Genomic DNA, 15070 nt, shown 5'->3' with positions numbered 1-15070 from the left:
TTTTAAGGAGGAACTATGAAAAAAGTAATTGCGATGTTGTCATCAATCTTATTGGCATTGTCCGTAGTGGGATGCAGTTCTACCAAGAAGTCATCTACTTCTTCAACTGATCAGTATCCACTTACCTTGACACATGCTTTTGGTACAACAACTATTGAGAAAGAACCTAAACGTGTTGCAGCGATAGGATGGGAAAACGGTGATACCCCTTTAGCATTAGGGATTGTCCCAGTAGGTGTTTCTCGTTCTAATTATGGTGCAGAAACAAAGAATCATCTTCATGTATGGGCTGATCAGGCATTCAAGAAACTTGGAGAAAACAATCCAGTTGTATTTGATGATACTGATGGATGGGATTATGAAGCTATAGCGAAAACAAAACCAGATGTTATTATTGCCTCTTATTCAGGTATGACTAAGGAAGAATATGAAACATTAAGCAAGATTGCTCCGGTATTGCCTTATAAGAAGAATGCCTGGCAGACAACTTGGCGTGATCAGACAATTGAAAACGCTACGGCTTTAGGAAAGAAAAAAGAAGGAGAAGAACTTGTTAAAAAGACAGAAACATTGATTAAAGAGAAGCTTTCTTCTTATCCTGATCTAAAAGGGAAGAAGAGTGCCTTCATGTGGTTTAGTGCAGAAGATTTAAGTAAGTTCTATGTCTACACATTAAAAGACCCAAGAGCAGCTTATCTTCAGGATTTATCATTGGAAGTACCAGAAAGCATTAAATCAATTGATTCTAAAGATTTCTCTCTTACAGTAAGCAGGGAGAAAGCAAGTACATTTAAAGATGTGGAACTTATTGTTACATATGGAGATGAAGCACTACTTAAAAAGATGCAAAGTGATCCATTGCTTTCACAGATTCCAGCCATCAAGAATGGCGCTGTAGTTCTTTTAAGCAGTGATTCAGAACTTGCGGCAGGAACGACACCAAGTATTCTGTCTATTCCTCATAATCTTGATAATTACTTAAAGGTTATCAATGAAGCAGCCAAAAAAGCTTAGTACATTTTTTCTATTGATTGTATTGCTTACACTCATAATGGCAGTTCTATCTCTTATGCTTGGAAAAGTCACAGTTTCATTTAAGAGCGTGATAGAGGCCTTTGATTCTTCGATTGTCAATAATGAAGTCAATATTGTACGTGCACGTATGCCACGTACAATATTTGCTTTATTAGCAGGATGTTCATTATCCGTTTCAGGGGCACTGATGCAATCAATTACCAGAAATCCCATTGCGGATCCTAGTATTCTTGGTGTCAATACAGGAGCTGCCTTATTTGTCATTATGGGAATGTCTTTCTCTCAAGTTGGCCGCATCTCATCACTAGTACTCGCATTTGTCGGGGGACTTTTGACAATGGTGTGTGTCTATCTTATATCATCATTTGGATATGGCGGCATGACGCCTATCAAGTTAGCGTTAGCTGGTGCAGCAATGAGTATAGCTTTGCAGTCGATTGTCAATGCACTGATGCTAAAAGATCGCTTGCTGATGGATCGTTTTCGATTCTGGCAGGTAGGAAGTCTCTCCAAGGCTTCATGGCAGGATATTATGACTGTTTTGCCAGTGATTATTGTTTCCTTGATTATTGCCTATCTTCTTTCATCATCGCTAGACATCATGGCTTTAGGAGATGAAATGGCCACAAGTCTTGGTATCAATGTAAGTTTTATTTATGTACTTTCCACAATTGTAGGCGTATTGCTTTGTGCCTCCATCACCGCATTAGCAGGACCAATCGGCTTTGTAGGATTGATGATTCCTCACTTTGTTCGTCTCCTTTGTGGAAATGCTATGAAAAAAGTCCTTCTCTTTTCCTCATTATTAGGCAGCGCTGTCCTTCTTTCAAGCGACATAATCGGCCGACTTGTCGGCGGCAGCGCTGAAATAGAAGTAGGTATCATTATGGCTCTTCTAGGAGCCCCGGTGTTTATCATGATTGTAAGAAAGGTGAAGAAGTATGGATTTACATAGAAGAAACTACTACAAGAAAAAGAAAAAATACCTGATCGTAGTCATGTTTCTCATAATGATCATAGCCGCATTGATGTATATCGGATTAAGTTATGGAAAAACAATCTATTCATTTTCACATATCTATAATGTTTTATTTCATGGTGAAACAGAAGGCGCATTTGTGATTACCACACTACGCTTGCCTCGCGTTATTATTGGACTATTAGCGGGTATCTGCTTTGGCTTAGCAGGAAACATCTTTCAAAAGCTGCTGCGAAATCCGCTCGCCAGTCCTGATATGCTTGGCATATCGACTGGTGCAAGCGTAGCTGCGGTTTTCGCTATTTTGATTTTGCAGCTTTCAGGGCTAATCGTTTCACTTATTGCGATCATATTTGGTATGCTTATTTCTTTGCTTATTGTCTTATTATCTTATCATCATGGATATTCCAATAACCGCCTTATTCTTATTGGAATAGGCATGCGCGCAATGCTTAGTGCAATGATTTCCTGGATGTTGATTAGAGCTTCTGAATATAATGTAGGAAACGCCTTAAGATGGCTTTCAGGAAGCTTAAATACCGTAAATATGAACGATGCGTTCTCATTGCTTATAGTAACCATCATTGCCTGTGTGCTTATAGCTATAATGAATAATGGATTAAGCGTAATGGGTTTAGGAGAAGAACTTCCGGTCTCACTTGGGGTTAACACTAAAACATTAAGAATCAGTCTTGTTATTGTGGGGTTAATGCTTGTCGCATTTGCGACAAGCATTACTGGACCTATTGCATCAGTATCCTTTTTATCGGGACCGATTGCTGGAAGAATTCTTCGCAATGGAAAAAACAATATGGCTGCCACTGCCTGCATAGGGGCGATTCTTGTATTGGCATCGGATTTGATTGCTCAATATGGCTTGTCTTCTCGCTATCCGGTAGGAGTGGTAACAGGAATGCTTGGAGCACCTTATCTGCTCTATCTTATTTTCATGATGAACAAGAAAGGAGTTCAGTAATATGCAAATTAAAGCTGAACAATTATATTTAGGATATGATGAAGAAAATATTGTCAAGAATCTCAGTATGACCCCACCCATTGGAAAAATCAGTGTCATACTTGGTGCCAATGGCTGTGGGAAATCTACATTGTTAAAGAGCTTTGCGAGACTTCTTGATGCAAGAAAAGGACAGATTACTCTTGATGAAAAGTCTTTATCTAGCTATAAGACAAAGACTCTTTCAACTCATATAGGTTTATTGCCACAAAATCCAGTAGTGCCAGAAGGTATTAGTGTGATGGATCTTGTTTTAAGAGGAAGATATCCTTATCAGAAGATGTTTTCTTCACTTACCAAAAAAGATTTTGATATTGTTCATCAATCATTATCCATGATGAATATTGAAGATCTACATGATAAAAACGTCGATGAATTATCAGGTGGACAAAGACAGCGTGTCTGGATTGCCTTATCTCTTGCACAAGATACAGATATTCTGCTTCTGGATGAACCTACAACTTATCTTGATATTTCTTACCAGATAGAAATATTGGATAGTCTTATGACAATCAATAAGAAGAAAAATACGACCATCGTGATGGTCTTGCATGATATCAATTTAGCTGCAAGATATGCGGATTATATTTATGCTTTAAAAGAAGGAGAACTCATCAAAGAAGGAAAACCTGAAGAAATCATTACTTCAGAATTAATGAAAGAAGTCTATGGATTAGATTGTAAAGTTATAGAAGATCCTATCGCTCATTCTCCTTTTGTCATACCAAAAGGGCAGTATCATCAATAATAATTTTATTTTTTTATGATATCTTTTCTAAAAGCTATTATACATATGATAAAATAATAGTTATGAGGAGGAGAATCATGATTTTAACTATTTTATTGATCCTATGGACGATATTTCTATTAATAAAGTATATCTTTGACTCTTATCAAAATAAGAAGCTTCCAAGATTACTGCTGGTATCGCCGTTGATTCTTACTGTTATCTTGTATATTGGATTTTATTTATATTATAGTTATTTGATTTTTATAAAACATCAAGCAATAAGTTTTACCGCTGATGTGAGTGCATTATTGACGATTAGTCCAGCTATTATTAATCTGATTGTATGTCTTGTGATTGTGCTTGTTTTTAAGAGAGTAATGAAAAAAAGGTCATAAATTATGACCTTTTTATAGTGCTGAAATAAAGATTTCAAGTCCAATCGCAATAAGGATGATACCTCCAAGAATAGAAGCACGACCAGAAAGCTTTGTACCAAATTTTTTTCCAATATGTAAACCTGCAAAGCTGATTGCGAATGTTACAATACCGATAATGAATGAGGTAATGAATGCATTAACCATATTATAATTAGCGATAGTAAAGCCAACCGATAAGGCATCAATACTTGTCGCAATACCTTGAAGTAGTAAAGTAGATTTAGTTAGAACAGCTGTTTCTTCTTCACCACCACGAATACCTTCGATAAGCATCTTTCCACCGATGTATCCTAATAGGATAAGGGCAATCCAAGGAATGAATGTTTCAAACTGTTTAAAGTAATGAATGATGGTATGTACACATAACCATCCAATAAGTGGCATAAAGCACTGGAAGAAACCAAAGACAAAGGATGTTTTGGACATCTTTTTTACTTTCATATGTGGTTCATTTAACCCGTTGGCTAAAGATACAGAGAACGCATCCATCGCTAAACCTATTCCTAATAGTATTGCATTAATTATTAACATGATAATCCTCCAAGATAAAAACCAGGTATCGCCTGGTTTAAGTGCTTTAAACGTACACTTTTCTTGGTGATTTGTCAATACGATATTGACGTGGTGTACAGTGGTATGCTCTTAGAAATAATCTATTAAAATAGCTCTGTTGAGAAAATCCACAGTCTTGAGCAATTTCAGAGATGCTCTTGGTTGTTTCTTTTAACTGTTTACTGCTGACTTCTAGACGATAGTTGTTTAAGAAGTCAATCGGAGACATCTGCACATATTTCTTGAACATCTTTGAACATTTACTGATGGAGACATGTCCAATGTTGGCGATATCCTCAAGAGAAATCTTTTCTTGATAATGTTCATATATATAAGATGTCATACGACGTTGAATCTGTTCATCATAATCAATAAGAGAAAGATTGTCTTCTCTTTGAAGATAAGATAAATAGATAATACGCAATAATAAAAACAGTAAAGACATCACTTCTAGAATATAGCCACTGCTTTTTTCATGTAGACTATGTTCCATGTTTTCAATGATTTTACTTAAATCCTGATTGGAAGGATGTCTATGATCAAAGATTATATAATTTAAAGAAGGATCTTTTAACATGGGATCAAGATATGAAGAAATAATACGTTCTTCACGAATTAAGGCAAAGGGATCAAAGATGACACTTTTTCTTAGACAAGAATGATTCTTCTTGTTAAAAATCTGATGATGATGTCTTTGATTAATAAGACAGATATCACCTTTGTTTAATTCAAGTTCTTTTCCATCAATACGTAAAGAAAGATGGTCTTCTAAAGATTTGATGATTTCTACATAAGAATGAAGATGAGTCAATGCTTTATGATTTTCTTCATTGCATTCTGTTCCTACAAAAATAGGATGCAGGTTGTTTACTCTATGCATAAATACTCCTTTCGTACAAGATTGTATTAATTATAAAGAAGATACTGCTATAAAATGAGATATAAAAATCATATCATGTAAATACAAGGAAAGCACAGAAAGTGCTCATAAAAAGGAGGAAAAATATGGAAAGTAAATTAAATGCTTATTTATCAGATCTCGTTGTCTTTTATCATAAATTACAGAGCTTTCATTGGTATATCGCTGGTCATACATTATTAGAGACACATGGAAAGTTGGAAGAATATTATAATATGATCAATGCGCAGATTGATGATGTTGCGGAAGTTATGCTTATGAATGGATATCATCCAGTTGCAACATTAGAAGAATTTAAGAACAATTCTTCTATCAAAGAAGCAAAAGGTGAATTTAACACTGATGTAAAAGCTGTCTATACAGAGTTATGCAATGATTTTCATTATTTATTAGATGCTGTTGTTTCTATTAAAGAAGCAGCTGATGAAGTATCTTCTTATCAGATTTCTTCATCAATGGATGAATATATTTCAGCCTATAAGAAAGTCATCTGGATGATTGAACAGACGATGATGTAAAGACTGTCATTTGACAGTCTTTTTTTTGTTTTATAAAGCAAAATTATATTGCTAATTTTATATTGCTAATTTTTTACAGGTATGATATACCTATGGTAGTTAGTGATGACTAACTGTAAGAGGTGAGAATATGGAATTTTTAGTTTTGAAGAATGTGAAGAAATCATATGGGCAGGATGAAAACCTTGTTCATGTCCTTAAAGGAATTGACTTATGTCTAAATAAAGGTGAACTTTGCGTTATGCTTGGACCATCAGGATGTGGAAAATCGACCTTGTTAAATATCATCGGGGGTATTGATTCTTGTGATGAGGGACAGATATTTGTTGATGGTAAAGATATATCTCAGATGAAAGAAAAAGACCTTACAAAATACAGAAGATTTCATCTGGGATATATCTTTCAGATGTATAACCTGATACCTAATTTGACGGTAAGGGAGAATATTGAGGTAGGAGCCTATTTGAGTGATAATCCTCTTGATTTAGATTATCTTTTACGAGTGCTTGGTTTATATGAACATCAGAATAAATTACCACATGAATTATCTGGTGGTCAGCAGCAGCGTACTTCTATTGGAAGGGCTGTTATTAAAAATCCTGAGATTTTGCTTTGTGATGAACCTACTGGAGCATTGGATTATAGGACGTCAAAAGATATTCTTGGATTATTAGAGGATATTAATGAGAAGTATGGGACAACTATCCTAATGGTCACTCATAATGATGCATTAGCTCATATGGCAGATCATATTGTGCGTATTAAAGATGGTGAGATCTTGAGTGATCAGGTTAATAAGAAAGTATCCATCAAGCAGATCGAGTGGTGATACTATGAGTCCGTTAATGAAAAGAATACCAAGAGAAATCCGTAATGGATGGTCTAAGTACATTGTTATTTTTTTATTGTTAGTAGGAACTATTTCCTTGTGCTCAGGATTCTTTGTGGCAGATGAAAGCATGCTGAAGGCATATAATGACAGCTTTGATAAATATAATATAGAAGATGGTCATTTTATGACAAAGAATCCATTAAATGAAGCGCAAAGAAAAAACATTTCAAGACATGTAACAATCTATGATCTTCCTTATGTAGAAAGAACTCTTTCTTCTTCTAAAATAAGAATCTTTAAACAACGACATACTATTAATAAAGTGGATGTTCTTGAAGGACGTTTAGCTAGAAAAGAAGGAGAAATTGCGATTGATCGTTTATATGCGAAAAACAATCATTTATCCATTGGTAATTATCTTGATAATAAATGGAAAATCGTAGGCTTTGTCGCATTATCTGATTATAGTGCCCTTTTTGAAAATAATTCTGATTCAATGTTTGATGCTATTAAATTTGGGGTAGGCGTTGTTAATGAGAAAACATTCAATCAATTAACACGTTCACAGATGAAATATTGTTATGCATGGAAATATAATAAAAAGATAAAGGATGAAAAGAAGGCTGCGGATAATCTGTTAAAAGTTATCAATGAAGAAACAAGTCTAGATGATTATGTTCCACGATATCAGAATCAGGCAATCACATTTACTGGTTCAGATATGGGAAGTGATCGAGCGATGGTTATGATGCTTCTTTATATCATGATTATCATTATGGCATTTGTATTTGTGGTGATGATATCTGATACCATCATGAATGAAGCAAATGTTATTGGAACACTTCGAGCAACAGGATATACAATCAAAGAACTGATCTTTCATTATATGAGTGCACCGATGATAGTAACATTGATATCTTGTCTAGTAGGAAATATTCTAGGCTATACTTACTTTAAGACATTAATGGCTTCTCTTTATTATAATAGCTACTCATTAACAAGCTATAAGACAATCTGGAGTATTAGCGCTTTAGTGGAAACAACGGTTGTACCACTTATCTTGATGATTGTTATTCACTATGTGGCATTAAGAAGAAAGCTTTCTCTTTCAGTGTTGAAGTTAATAAAAAGAGATTTAAGTAAATCAAAGAGAAAACATGCTGTGTATTTACCGCGACATATTCCATTTTTTACAAGATTTCGTATGCGTATTATCTTTCAGAATATAGGAAGCTATATTGTGATCTTTGTTGGTATTCTCTTTGCTAATCTACTATTGTTATTTGCACTTGCATTACCAGATATGATTCATAATTATCAGGATGTGATGAAGAGTCAGATGATTGCTGATTATCAGTATATATTAAAGGTCCCTTCATCTATCCAAAGTGAAGATAAACTTAAATCCATGATTTCACTTCTCAGTTATCAAAGAGAAGTTGAAACTGATCAGGAGGCAGAGAAGTTTAGTGCCTGTTCATTAAAAGCAAAAGAGAGTGGTGCTAAAGAAGAAGATGTCATGGTTTATGGCATACATAAAAAGAGTCGTTATGTGAATATTGATCATCAGGGAGATGGTGTTTATATTTCATCTTCTTATCATGAAAAATACGGTTATGACAAAGGCGATACAATTATTTTGCATGAGCCGTATGAAAAGAAGACATATAAATTAAAAGTACAGGGTATCTATAATTATCCTGGAAGTGTCTGTGTCTTTATGGATCAAGAAAAACTGAATGAAGATATCTTAAAGACAGGAAGTCAGTATTTTTCAGGATACTTTAGCGATAAACCCATTACTGATATTAAAAAAGAGAATATAGCTACTATCATTGATTTTGATACTGTCACAAAAATATCAAGACAGCTTGACGCTTCAATGGGTAAGATGATGTCGGTAGTACAAGGAATCTCTTTGGTTATGTTTATGGTCATCATCTATCTGTTATCAAAAGTCATTATTGAAAAGAATGGACAGTCCATCTCCATTATAAAGATACTTGGCTATTCTAATAGAGAAGCAGCTAAGCTTTATATACTAGCTACCTCATTGGTCGTACTATTAAGTATCATAGTTTCTATTCCTTTGGAATATTATTTACTTAAGCCTGTCTTTATAGCCATGATGAAGACTGAAATGTCAGGATGGATTCCATTTGATATCAATAAAATAGTCTACATAAAAATGTTTATATACGGTGTATTGACATATACTGTCGTCGCTATCATGGAATATAGAAAAATACAGAGAGTCTCAATGAGTGAGGCTTTAAAGAATGTGGAGTGATAAGAATGAAAAAGCTGTTATGTCTTCTGCTTTCTTTAACTCTTGTAGGATGTACATCTTCAAAAGGGAAAAGCAGAGAGAGGGTTCAAAAAAAGAATAGTGTAGTTGTTTTAAATGAAGAAGGAAAGAAAGTCATTGATTCTTCTTCTAAACAGGAAACAGTTAATGTGAAAGCAGATGCTTTTGGTAATATAAAAAAGATTAAGGTAGATGTATCTCTAAAAAAAGAAGATAAGAGTGACCTTATTAAAGATCAGACAATATTGTCCAAAATTAAAAATAAAGAAGGGGATGAAGAGTTTAACTTAAAGAACGGTACTCTACTTTGGCAAAACCACAATGAGGCTATTCGCTATACGGGTACAAGCACAAAGAAGCTTCCGGTGGATGTTAAATTGTCATATTTCCTTGATGGTAAACAGGTTAGCCCTAATGAAATACAAGGGAAAAGTGGACAGGTCAAGATTCGTGTTGACTATAAAAACAATGAAGAAAGAACGATGAATGGCTACAAGGTTTATGTACCTTTTACTGTTCTTTCCATGTTGTCATTATCTGAAGATCACTTTGACCATATTAAAGTGAAAAATGGAAAAGTCATGGACTATGAAAACAAGCATATGGTTGCAGGACTGATTAGTCCCGGATTATCAGAATCATTGAATGATTCTGACATCCCTGACTTCATAGAAGTCAGTGCAACCGCTAAAGACTTCCAGCTAGACTTTTCAAGTCATATTGTGACATCTGGATTGTTTAAGAATATAAAGATGTCTCCAATTAATAAAATTGAAGATTTACAGAACGCCTTGAACACATTGAATGATCATTCTTCTCAACTCGTCAACAATGCTTCAAAATTAGTTGAAGGATCAGGTGCCTTTGGAGAAGGACTTTCTCAGTATACAAAGGGAACAAGAACAATTAACAATGCGGTTAAGAAGTTAAGTGAGGCCCTATCTTTAATGAGCAGTAAATCTGCTGAACTTGAAACGGGCACTACTAATTTTAATAAGGCTGTACAGGTATTGAAGAAGTCTTCTTCTAAAGAAACAATGTCGAAGATTTTATCTTTAAGCAATAAAGAAAAAGAACTTGGTGAAAAGCTTTCTGAAATGAAGAATGGAATAGCTTCTTATAAGAAACTGCTTGATGTGATCGAAAAGGAAGATTTATCAAAGACACAGGAACAGTTAGCCAATGGTGTTTACAATGATATTCAAGAGAAGATGAAGAATGTGCTTAATGAAACATCGTTGACAGAGGATAAAAAAGAAAGAGTGCTTTCTTTATTAAAAAGCAGTCTTAAAGAGAGTGAAACATTAAAACAGATTTCTGATAGTTACTCACATATTTATAATGCCTGTAAGGATGTTAAGAAGGTGGATATGTCATCTTTAACTAAATTGCTCGACAACATGAAAAATGATGTTGATGAATTAAGAAAAACATTGCCAAATGAATCATCAGTAAAGGATTTAGCGGGACAAGTCAATGCTTTGGCTGATGGAAGTGAAAAGATTGCGAAAGCAATGAAAGCATATAAAGAAGGGAATCAGAAGATTGCCAAGATGAGCAAGAAGTTAAGTGATGGTTCTGATACACTTTGTAAACATCTTCCACAATTAGAAGATGGCTATCAGTCTCTAGCAAAAGGAATGAGACAGTTCGCTCAGGGATTGACACTGTTCCATGAAAAAGGCATTTCTCAATTAGCTTCTCTTTCTACTGGTAAGAAGAAAGAGTTTATCAAAAAGATAAAAGCAATAAGAGAAGCTGATGTTTATGATAATTATTCAGGTAAAATGGATCAGCAGAAATCAAGTGTACGTTTTATTATTGAAACAGATGAAATCAAGAAAGACGAATCGTAAATGATTCGTCTTTTCAATATTATGATTGTTTTAATATGAATAAATGAGGGTTTTTGGTTGTAATTGGTCTGATTTTCTCTTCTTTATTGACTCTATCTTATGCTTATAAAAAACGCAATATGTACGACTATAAGTTTCCGTGTTTAAAGGTGGAAAGATTGAATACGATATCCTATATGATTTGTTTGATCACGTAATCAAGGTGAATGGCAAGGTCGTAGCCTACATTTTGAACAAACTTTAAACATTGTAAATATAAAGACGGCGGTTGGTGGAAACCGACACGTCCAGTATATTAAGGAGAACAATAATGGAAAAAGTATTGAATTTCTTGTTAAGAGATGCTGTCTATTTTCCAGTTATAATTGTTTTATTGATTTTGGTTATTCTAAGAGAATATACAGACATAAAATTTCTGAAGGATATTGCAGGTATTAATTCTTTAATATTATTTGTCTATTCATTAACAATGAGCATTAAACAAAGCAGAGAGATGAAAAAAGTAGTCAAAGAAGAAAAGAACTTGAATAAATAAAATCCTGATCATATATGAAGGAAGCAAGGATTTTATCTATCTCCTTCAAAATAATATTTTATCTATTAAAATAATATGTATTTCATTAATTTTTAAAAAACTATAATATCGATTTCAAAAATATATAGGCCTGCTATAATATAATTAACAATTTAATTTGAAAAAATGAGGATTTTTTATGAAAAAATGGTTTTGTTTTTTGGCTGTAATTGGTCTTATTTTCTCTTCCTTATTGACTCCATCTTATGCGCATGAAAAAAATGCTATAATGATATTCGACACGTATGATTATAAGGTTTCACAATGCAGGTACTATAATAGAGTTTCTATGCTTAAAGATTGAATACGATATCATATATGATAAATTTGATAACGTAATCAAGGTGAATGGCAAGGTAGTAGGCTACGTTGAAATGGATTCTGAACAAACCTCAAACATTTTAGATACTATTTCTACCAATAATTATGGATCAATGCTTATGGTGGCTAAGAATTATTGGAATGCTGGCAATTTCAAGCACAACTATAAAGTTACAATTGAAGATGTATCAATTATAGTTGGAGCTATTATAGCTTTACCTGCAATTATTGGTGCTGCAACAATAACAGGTATTTCAATGGCAACAATGAAATCAGCAGTTAGCGCTTTAGCTAAGAATATTCTTAATGCATGGTCAACACAAGGTATACTATCTCATTACGCAGGAAAATTCTATGTAAGTGGTTATGTATCATTCACTTTACAAAGACGTAACGATGCTTCTTCTAGATATGCTAATAGAAAGCTTTATATGAAAATAGTTCTTGCATCTAAAAAATACAAGTCAAAGACAAGATCACTTGGTAATGGTGGATGGTTTATGTCTACAAGACCAAATTATTAGGAGAAATCATTATGAAGATATTTAATTTTTTAATGAAAGACATTGTTTTTATCCCTGTAGGTATTCTTTTAGCAATCACAATATGGTTTGGTACAAATACTAACAATAAGTTCTGGTGGTATATCACAGGAATAACTGCTCCTATTTTATTTATCTATTCTCTTATAAAGATTATTCATGATAGAAAGAAGAGAAGCTAAGTGACAACCAACCAGGAAGTATTCATTATGAGAATATTATAAATTCAGAAATTAATAATAAGACGAATCATTAGGATTCGTCTTATATGTTAGAATAAGAGGGAGGTGGAATTATGAACTATAGTGCAATCATCCTATGTGCTGGAAGTGGTAAGAGAACAGGTCTAGGATATAATAAGATGTTTTTTAAACTTAATGGAGAAACTGTCTATGAGAAAAGCGTAAAAGCTTTTCTTAATGATGAAAGATGTAAACAGATTATCATTGTTTCTAAAATGGAAGAACGAGAGGATTTTAAGAATCTTCTTAATGAAGAAAGAATGGTATTTGTCAATGGGGGAAAAGAAAGACAGGATTCCGTATTTGAAGGATTAAAGGCAGTTAATCAAGATTATGTCATGATTCATGATGGAGCAAGACCATATGTGTCACAGGAGCTTCTTGATCGTATTGTGGATACATTATCTTCATGTGATGCCTGTCTTCCAATGGTAAGATGTAAAGATACCATTAAAAGAGTGGTAGATGGGAAGGTGGTTAACACCTTGAAAAGAGAAGAACTCTATCAGGCACAGACACCACAGTCGTTTAAAACAGCTCTTATTATTAAGGCTCATGACTATGCTAAAGTGCATCAGGTAAGTGTCACTGATGATGCTTCTATGGTAGAAATCATGGGAGAAAATGTCTATGTAGTAGAAGGAGATTACGATAATATAAAGATCACGACAAAAGAAGATCTTAGATAATAATTTTCTCGAAATAATCGTTGCTTTTCTTGTAAGAGAATGCTATTATGATTGAGCATGTAAATTATATTTACAGCCTGTCTATGAAAATAGACCGTATAGACCAAAGGAGGTAAACAGAATGAACAAGTATGAAATTATGATGATTGTTAAGCCTGATGTTGAAGAAGAAGCAAGAAATACTCTTCTTGAAAACTTCAAGAATATCTTAACTAAAGGTGAAGGTGTTGTTGACAACATGAGCGAAGAAATGGGCTTACGTGATTTAGCTTACGAAATCAAAGATTATACTAAAGGTTACTATGTTGTATTTGATGTACACACTACACCTGCTAACGTAGCTGAATTTGAACGTTTATCACGTATCAACGCTAATGTATTACGTCATTTAACTTTACGTCGTGACTAATAAGAGGGTGAATAATTATGATGAATAGAGTTGTCATCGTTGGACGAATGACAAGAGATCCAGAATTAAGAAGAACTGGTAACGGAACTGCTGTTACAAGCTTTACGCTTGCACTTAACCGTAACTATAATAGTGCGGATGGTCAGCAAGCTGACTTTATCCCAGTTGTAGTTTGGAACAAGGCAGCTGAAAATGTTGCACAGTACTGCTCAAAGGGATCGCTTGTAGGAGTCGATGGAAGACTTCGTTCTCGTAGCTATGATAATGCACAAGGACAGAGAGTCTTTGTAGTAGAGGTTCAAGCTGATAATGTTCAGTTCTTAGAAACAAAAGCTTCTAGAGAAAGATATCAGCAGAATCACGAAAACGCTGTTCCTCAGAATAATTTCTATGGTGGAAACCAGAATTCTCAGTCACCAAAAACACAAAACCAGAACAATGACTTCTATGATATGAAGACAGTGGATCTAGAAAGTGATTTCAATGATTCAGTGAATACTTTCAATATTATGGAAGACGATATTCAATTCTAACAGGAGGATACAATAATGGCATATAGAAAACAGAGAATGGGTAGAAGAAAAGTATGTTACTTTACTAAAAACCATATCGAATATATCGATTACAAAGATGTAGAATTATTAAAGAGATTCATCTCTGCAAACGGTAAAATCATCCCTAGACGTGTAACTGGTACTTCAGCTAAATATCAGAGACAGTTAGCTAGAGCTATCAAACGTGCTAGACAGATGGCATTATTACCATACGTTGTAGAATAATAATCATTTAATAGTGTTCAATAAAACATGAGAAAAGGAGCTGATCAATGTTGATCAGCTCTTTTTGTAAAACAATAAAACCCACAGCTATGCTGTGAGGTTGTTTTAAGACTTCAGTGAAGTGGTAAAGGTATTGTAAATGATAAAATCCCCTCTGTATAATGATTGTGCGGTCTGCCAACTGCGCAATTGAATACAGGAGGGATTTTATGTCATATACAGATGACTTACATAGTTTATCACATACAAAATGGAATTGTAAATATCATGTGGTGTTTGCCCCTAAATACAGGAGAACAGCATTTTATGATTATAGAAGAATTGAAATTGGTA

17 protein-coding genes and 1 pseudogene are annotated in these 15070 nt (G+C 34.0%); 16 read left to right on the top strand and 2 right to left on the bottom strand.

What is annotated here, in order from left to right; genetic code table 11:
• Positions 1-15 precede the first annotated feature (15 nt).
• Genes T513_RS0106730 through T513_RS0106715 form a run of 4 tightly spaced genes read left to right on the top strand, consistent with a single transcriptional unit; the run spans position 16 to position 3777 of the window.
• The gene (locus tag T513_RS0106730) at positions 16-1014 is read left to right on the top strand and encodes an iron-siderophore ABC transporter substrate-binding protein (RefSeq protein ID WP_031589493.1); all 999 of its coding nucleotides are present in this window, start codon (positions 16-18) and stop codon (positions 1012-1014) included.
• Positions 992-1990 (top strand): FecCD family ABC transporter permease, encoded by a 999-nt coding sequence (locus T513_RS0106725; RefSeq protein WP_031589492.1) that lies wholly within the window; start codon positions 992-994, stop codon positions 1988-1990. Before T513_RS0106730 ends, T513_RS0106725 begins: the two co-directional genes overlap by 23 nt.
• A complete protein-coding gene (locus tag T513_RS0106720) occupies positions 1977-2990 on the top strand; it encodes a FecCD family ABC transporter permease (protein WP_031589490.1) in 1014 nt (337 codons plus the stop codon). Before T513_RS0106725 ends, T513_RS0106720 begins: the two co-directional genes overlap by 14 nt.
• Before the next feature lies 1 nt (position 2991).
• Positions 2992-3777 (top strand): ABC transporter ATP-binding protein, encoded by a 786-nt coding sequence (locus tag T513_RS0106715; RefSeq protein ID WP_031589488.1) that lies wholly within the window; start codon positions 2992-2994, stop codon positions 3775-3777.
• A gap of 389 nt (positions 3778-4166) precedes the next feature.
• Here T513_RS0106715 and T513_RS0106705 read toward each other — a convergent pair whose 3' ends face one another.
• Both T513_RS0106705 and T513_RS0106700 read right to left on the bottom strand, forming a co-directional pair.
• Positions 4167-4727: a manganese efflux pump MntP gene (locus tag T513_RS0106705; protein ID WP_031589485.1), complete on the bottom strand. Its 561-nt coding sequence runs from the start codon at positions 4725-4727 to the stop codon at positions 4167-4169.
• 46 nt (positions 4728-4773) lie between these two features.
• Positions 4774-5628, bottom strand: coding sequence for an AraC family transcriptional regulator (locus T513_RS0106700; protein ID WP_029071391.1), 855 nt, complete (start codon positions 5626-5628; stop codon positions 4774-4776).
• 125 nt (positions 5629-5753) lie between these two features.
• Between T513_RS0106700 and T513_RS0106695 the strand changes: the two genes are divergently transcribed.
• The 12 genes and pseudogenes from T513_RS0106695 to T513_RS12360 form a co-directional block, all read left to right on the top strand.
• A complete protein-coding gene (locus T513_RS0106695) occupies positions 5754-6185 on the top strand; it encodes a Dps family protein (protein ID WP_031589484.1) in 432 nt (143 codons plus the stop codon).
• Positions 6186-6315: 130 nt separating this feature from the next.
• Positions 6316-7014 (top strand): ABC transporter ATP-binding protein, encoded by a 699-nt coding sequence (locus T513_RS0106690; RefSeq protein ID WP_031589483.1) that lies wholly within the window; start codon positions 6316-6318, stop codon positions 7012-7014.
• Between the two features lie 4 nt (positions 7015-7018).
• Positions 7019-9307, top strand: coding sequence for an ABC transporter permease (locus T513_RS0106685; protein WP_031589481.1), 2289 nt, complete (start codon positions 7019-7021; stop codon positions 9305-9307).
• Between the two features lie 5 nt (positions 9308-9312).
• The gene (locus T513_RS0106680) at positions 9313-11181 is read left to right on the top strand and encodes a hypothetical protein (RefSeq protein ID WP_031589478.1); all 1869 of its coding nucleotides are present in this window, start codon (positions 9313-9315) and stop codon (positions 11179-11181) included.
• Between the two features lie 310 nt (positions 11182-11491).
• Positions 11492-11716 carry a hypothetical protein gene (locus tag T513_RS0106675; protein ID WP_031589476.1) on the top strand — a complete coding sequence of 75 codons (225 nt, stop codon included), beginning with the start codon at positions 11492-11494 and terminating at the stop codon, positions 11714-11716.
• 284 nt (positions 11717-12000) lie between these two features.
• Positions 12001-12600, top strand: coding sequence for a hypothetical protein (locus T513_RS0106665; RefSeq protein ID WP_155266077.1), 600 nt, complete (start codon positions 12001-12003; stop codon positions 12598-12600).
• A gap of 11 nt (positions 12601-12611) precedes the next feature.
• Positions 12612-12800 (top strand): hypothetical protein, encoded by a 189-nt coding sequence (locus T513_RS0106660; protein WP_031589473.1) that lies wholly within the window; start codon positions 12612-12614, stop codon positions 12798-12800.
• 113 nt (positions 12801-12913) lie between these two features.
• Positions 12914-13549 carry a 2-C-methyl-D-erythritol 4-phosphate cytidylyltransferase gene (ispD, locus tag T513_RS0106655; RefSeq protein ID WP_029073287.1) on the top strand — a complete coding sequence of 212 codons (636 nt, stop codon included), beginning with the start codon at positions 12914-12916 and terminating at the stop codon, positions 13547-13549.
• Between the two features lie 121 nt (positions 13550-13670).
• On the top strand, positions 13671-13958 hold the full coding sequence (gene rpsF / locus T513_RS0106650; protein WP_029071397.1) for a 30S ribosomal protein S6: 288 nt from the start codon (positions 13671-13673) through the stop codon (positions 13956-13958).
• Positions 13959-13975: 17 nt separating this feature from the next.
• Positions 13976-14491 carry a single-stranded DNA-binding protein gene (locus T513_RS0106645; RefSeq protein WP_029071398.1) on the top strand — a complete coding sequence of 172 codons (516 nt, stop codon included), beginning with the start codon at positions 13976-13978 and terminating at the stop codon, positions 14489-14491.
• Positions 14492-14506: 15 nt separating this feature from the next.
• Complete coding sequence (gene rpsR, locus T513_RS0106640; protein WP_029071399.1) at positions 14507-14737, top strand: 30S ribosomal protein S18; 231 nt, start codon at positions 14507-14509, stop codon at positions 14735-14737.
• 209 nt (positions 14738-14946) lie between these two features.
• Positions 14947-15070: pseudogene (locus T513_RS12360) on the top strand (IS200/IS605 family transposase); the annotation flags it as partial.

This window comes from Kandleria vitulina DSM 20405 (genome assembly GCF_000702065.1).
In the GTDB taxonomy this organism is placed as follows: Bacteria; Bacillota_I; Bacilli_A; order Erysipelotrichales; family Coprobacillaceae; genus Kandleria; species Kandleria vitulina.
This window is presented reverse-complemented; position numbering and strand designations above follow the sequence as displayed.

Excerpts from the sequence above, each read along its gene's own strand:
- T513_RS0106675 (WP_031589476.1), top strand. The coding sequence starts at position 11,492 with ATGGAAAAAGTATTGAATTTCTTGTTAAGAGATGCTGTCTATTTTCCA.
- T513_RS0106730 (WP_031589493.1), top strand. The coding sequence starts at position 16 with ATGAAAAAAGTAATTGCGATGTTGTCATCAATCTTATTGGCATTGTCC.
- rpsF (WP_029071397.1), top strand. The coding sequence starts at position 13,671 with ATGAACAAGTATGAAATTATGATGATTGTTAAGCCTGATGTTGAAGAA.
- T513_RS0106690 (WP_031589483.1), top strand. The coding sequence starts at position 6,316 with ATGGAATTTTTAGTTTTGAAGAATGTGAAGAAATCATATGGGCAGGAT.
- T513_RS0106725 (WP_031589492.1), top strand. The coding sequence starts at position 992 with ATGAAGCAGCCAAAAAAGCTTAGTACATTTTTTCTATTGATTGTATTG.
- T513_RS0106685 (WP_031589481.1), top strand. The coding sequence starts at position 7,019 with ATGAGTCCGTTAATGAAAAGAATACCAAGAGAAATCCGTAATGGATGG.
- T513_RS0106700 (WP_029071391.1), bottom strand. The coding sequence starts at position 5,628 with ATGCATAGAGTAAACAACCTGCATCCTATTTTTGTAGGAACAGAATGC.
- T513_RS0106645 (WP_029071398.1), top strand. The coding sequence starts at position 13,976 with ATGATGAATAGAGTTGTCATCGTTGGACGAATGACAAGAGATCCAGAA.
- T513_RS0106715 (WP_031589488.1), top strand. The coding sequence starts at position 2,992 with ATGCAAATTAAAGCTGAACAATTATATTTAGGATATGATGAAGAAAAT.
- T513_RS0106705 (WP_031589485.1), bottom strand. The coding sequence starts at position 4,727 with ATGTTAATAATTAATGCAATACTATTAGGAATAGGTTTAGCGATGGAT.
- T513_RS0106660 (WP_031589473.1), top strand. The coding sequence starts at position 12,612 with ATGAAGATATTTAATTTTTTAATGAAAGACATTGTTTTTATCCCTGTA.
- T513_RS0106665 (WP_155266077.1), top strand. The coding sequence starts at position 12,001 with ATGATTATAAGGTTTCACAATGCAGGTACTATAATAGAGTTTCTATGC.
- T513_RS0106720 (WP_031589490.1), top strand. The coding sequence starts at position 1,977 with ATGGATTTACATAGAAGAAACTACTACAAGAAAAAGAAAAAATACCTG.
- T513_RS0106680 (WP_031589478.1), top strand. The coding sequence starts at position 9,313 with ATGAAAAAGCTGTTATGTCTTCTGCTTTCTTTAACTCTTGTAGGATGT.
- T513_RS0106695 (WP_031589484.1), top strand. The coding sequence starts at position 5,754 with ATGGAAAGTAAATTAAATGCTTATTTATCAGATCTCGTTGTCTTTTAT.
- ispD (WP_029073287.1), top strand. The coding sequence starts at position 12,914 with ATGAACTATAGTGCAATCATCCTATGTGCTGGAAGTGGTAAGAGAACA.
- rpsR (WP_029071399.1), top strand. The coding sequence starts at position 14,507 with ATGGCATATAGAAAACAGAGAATGGGTAGAAGAAAAGTATGTTACTTT.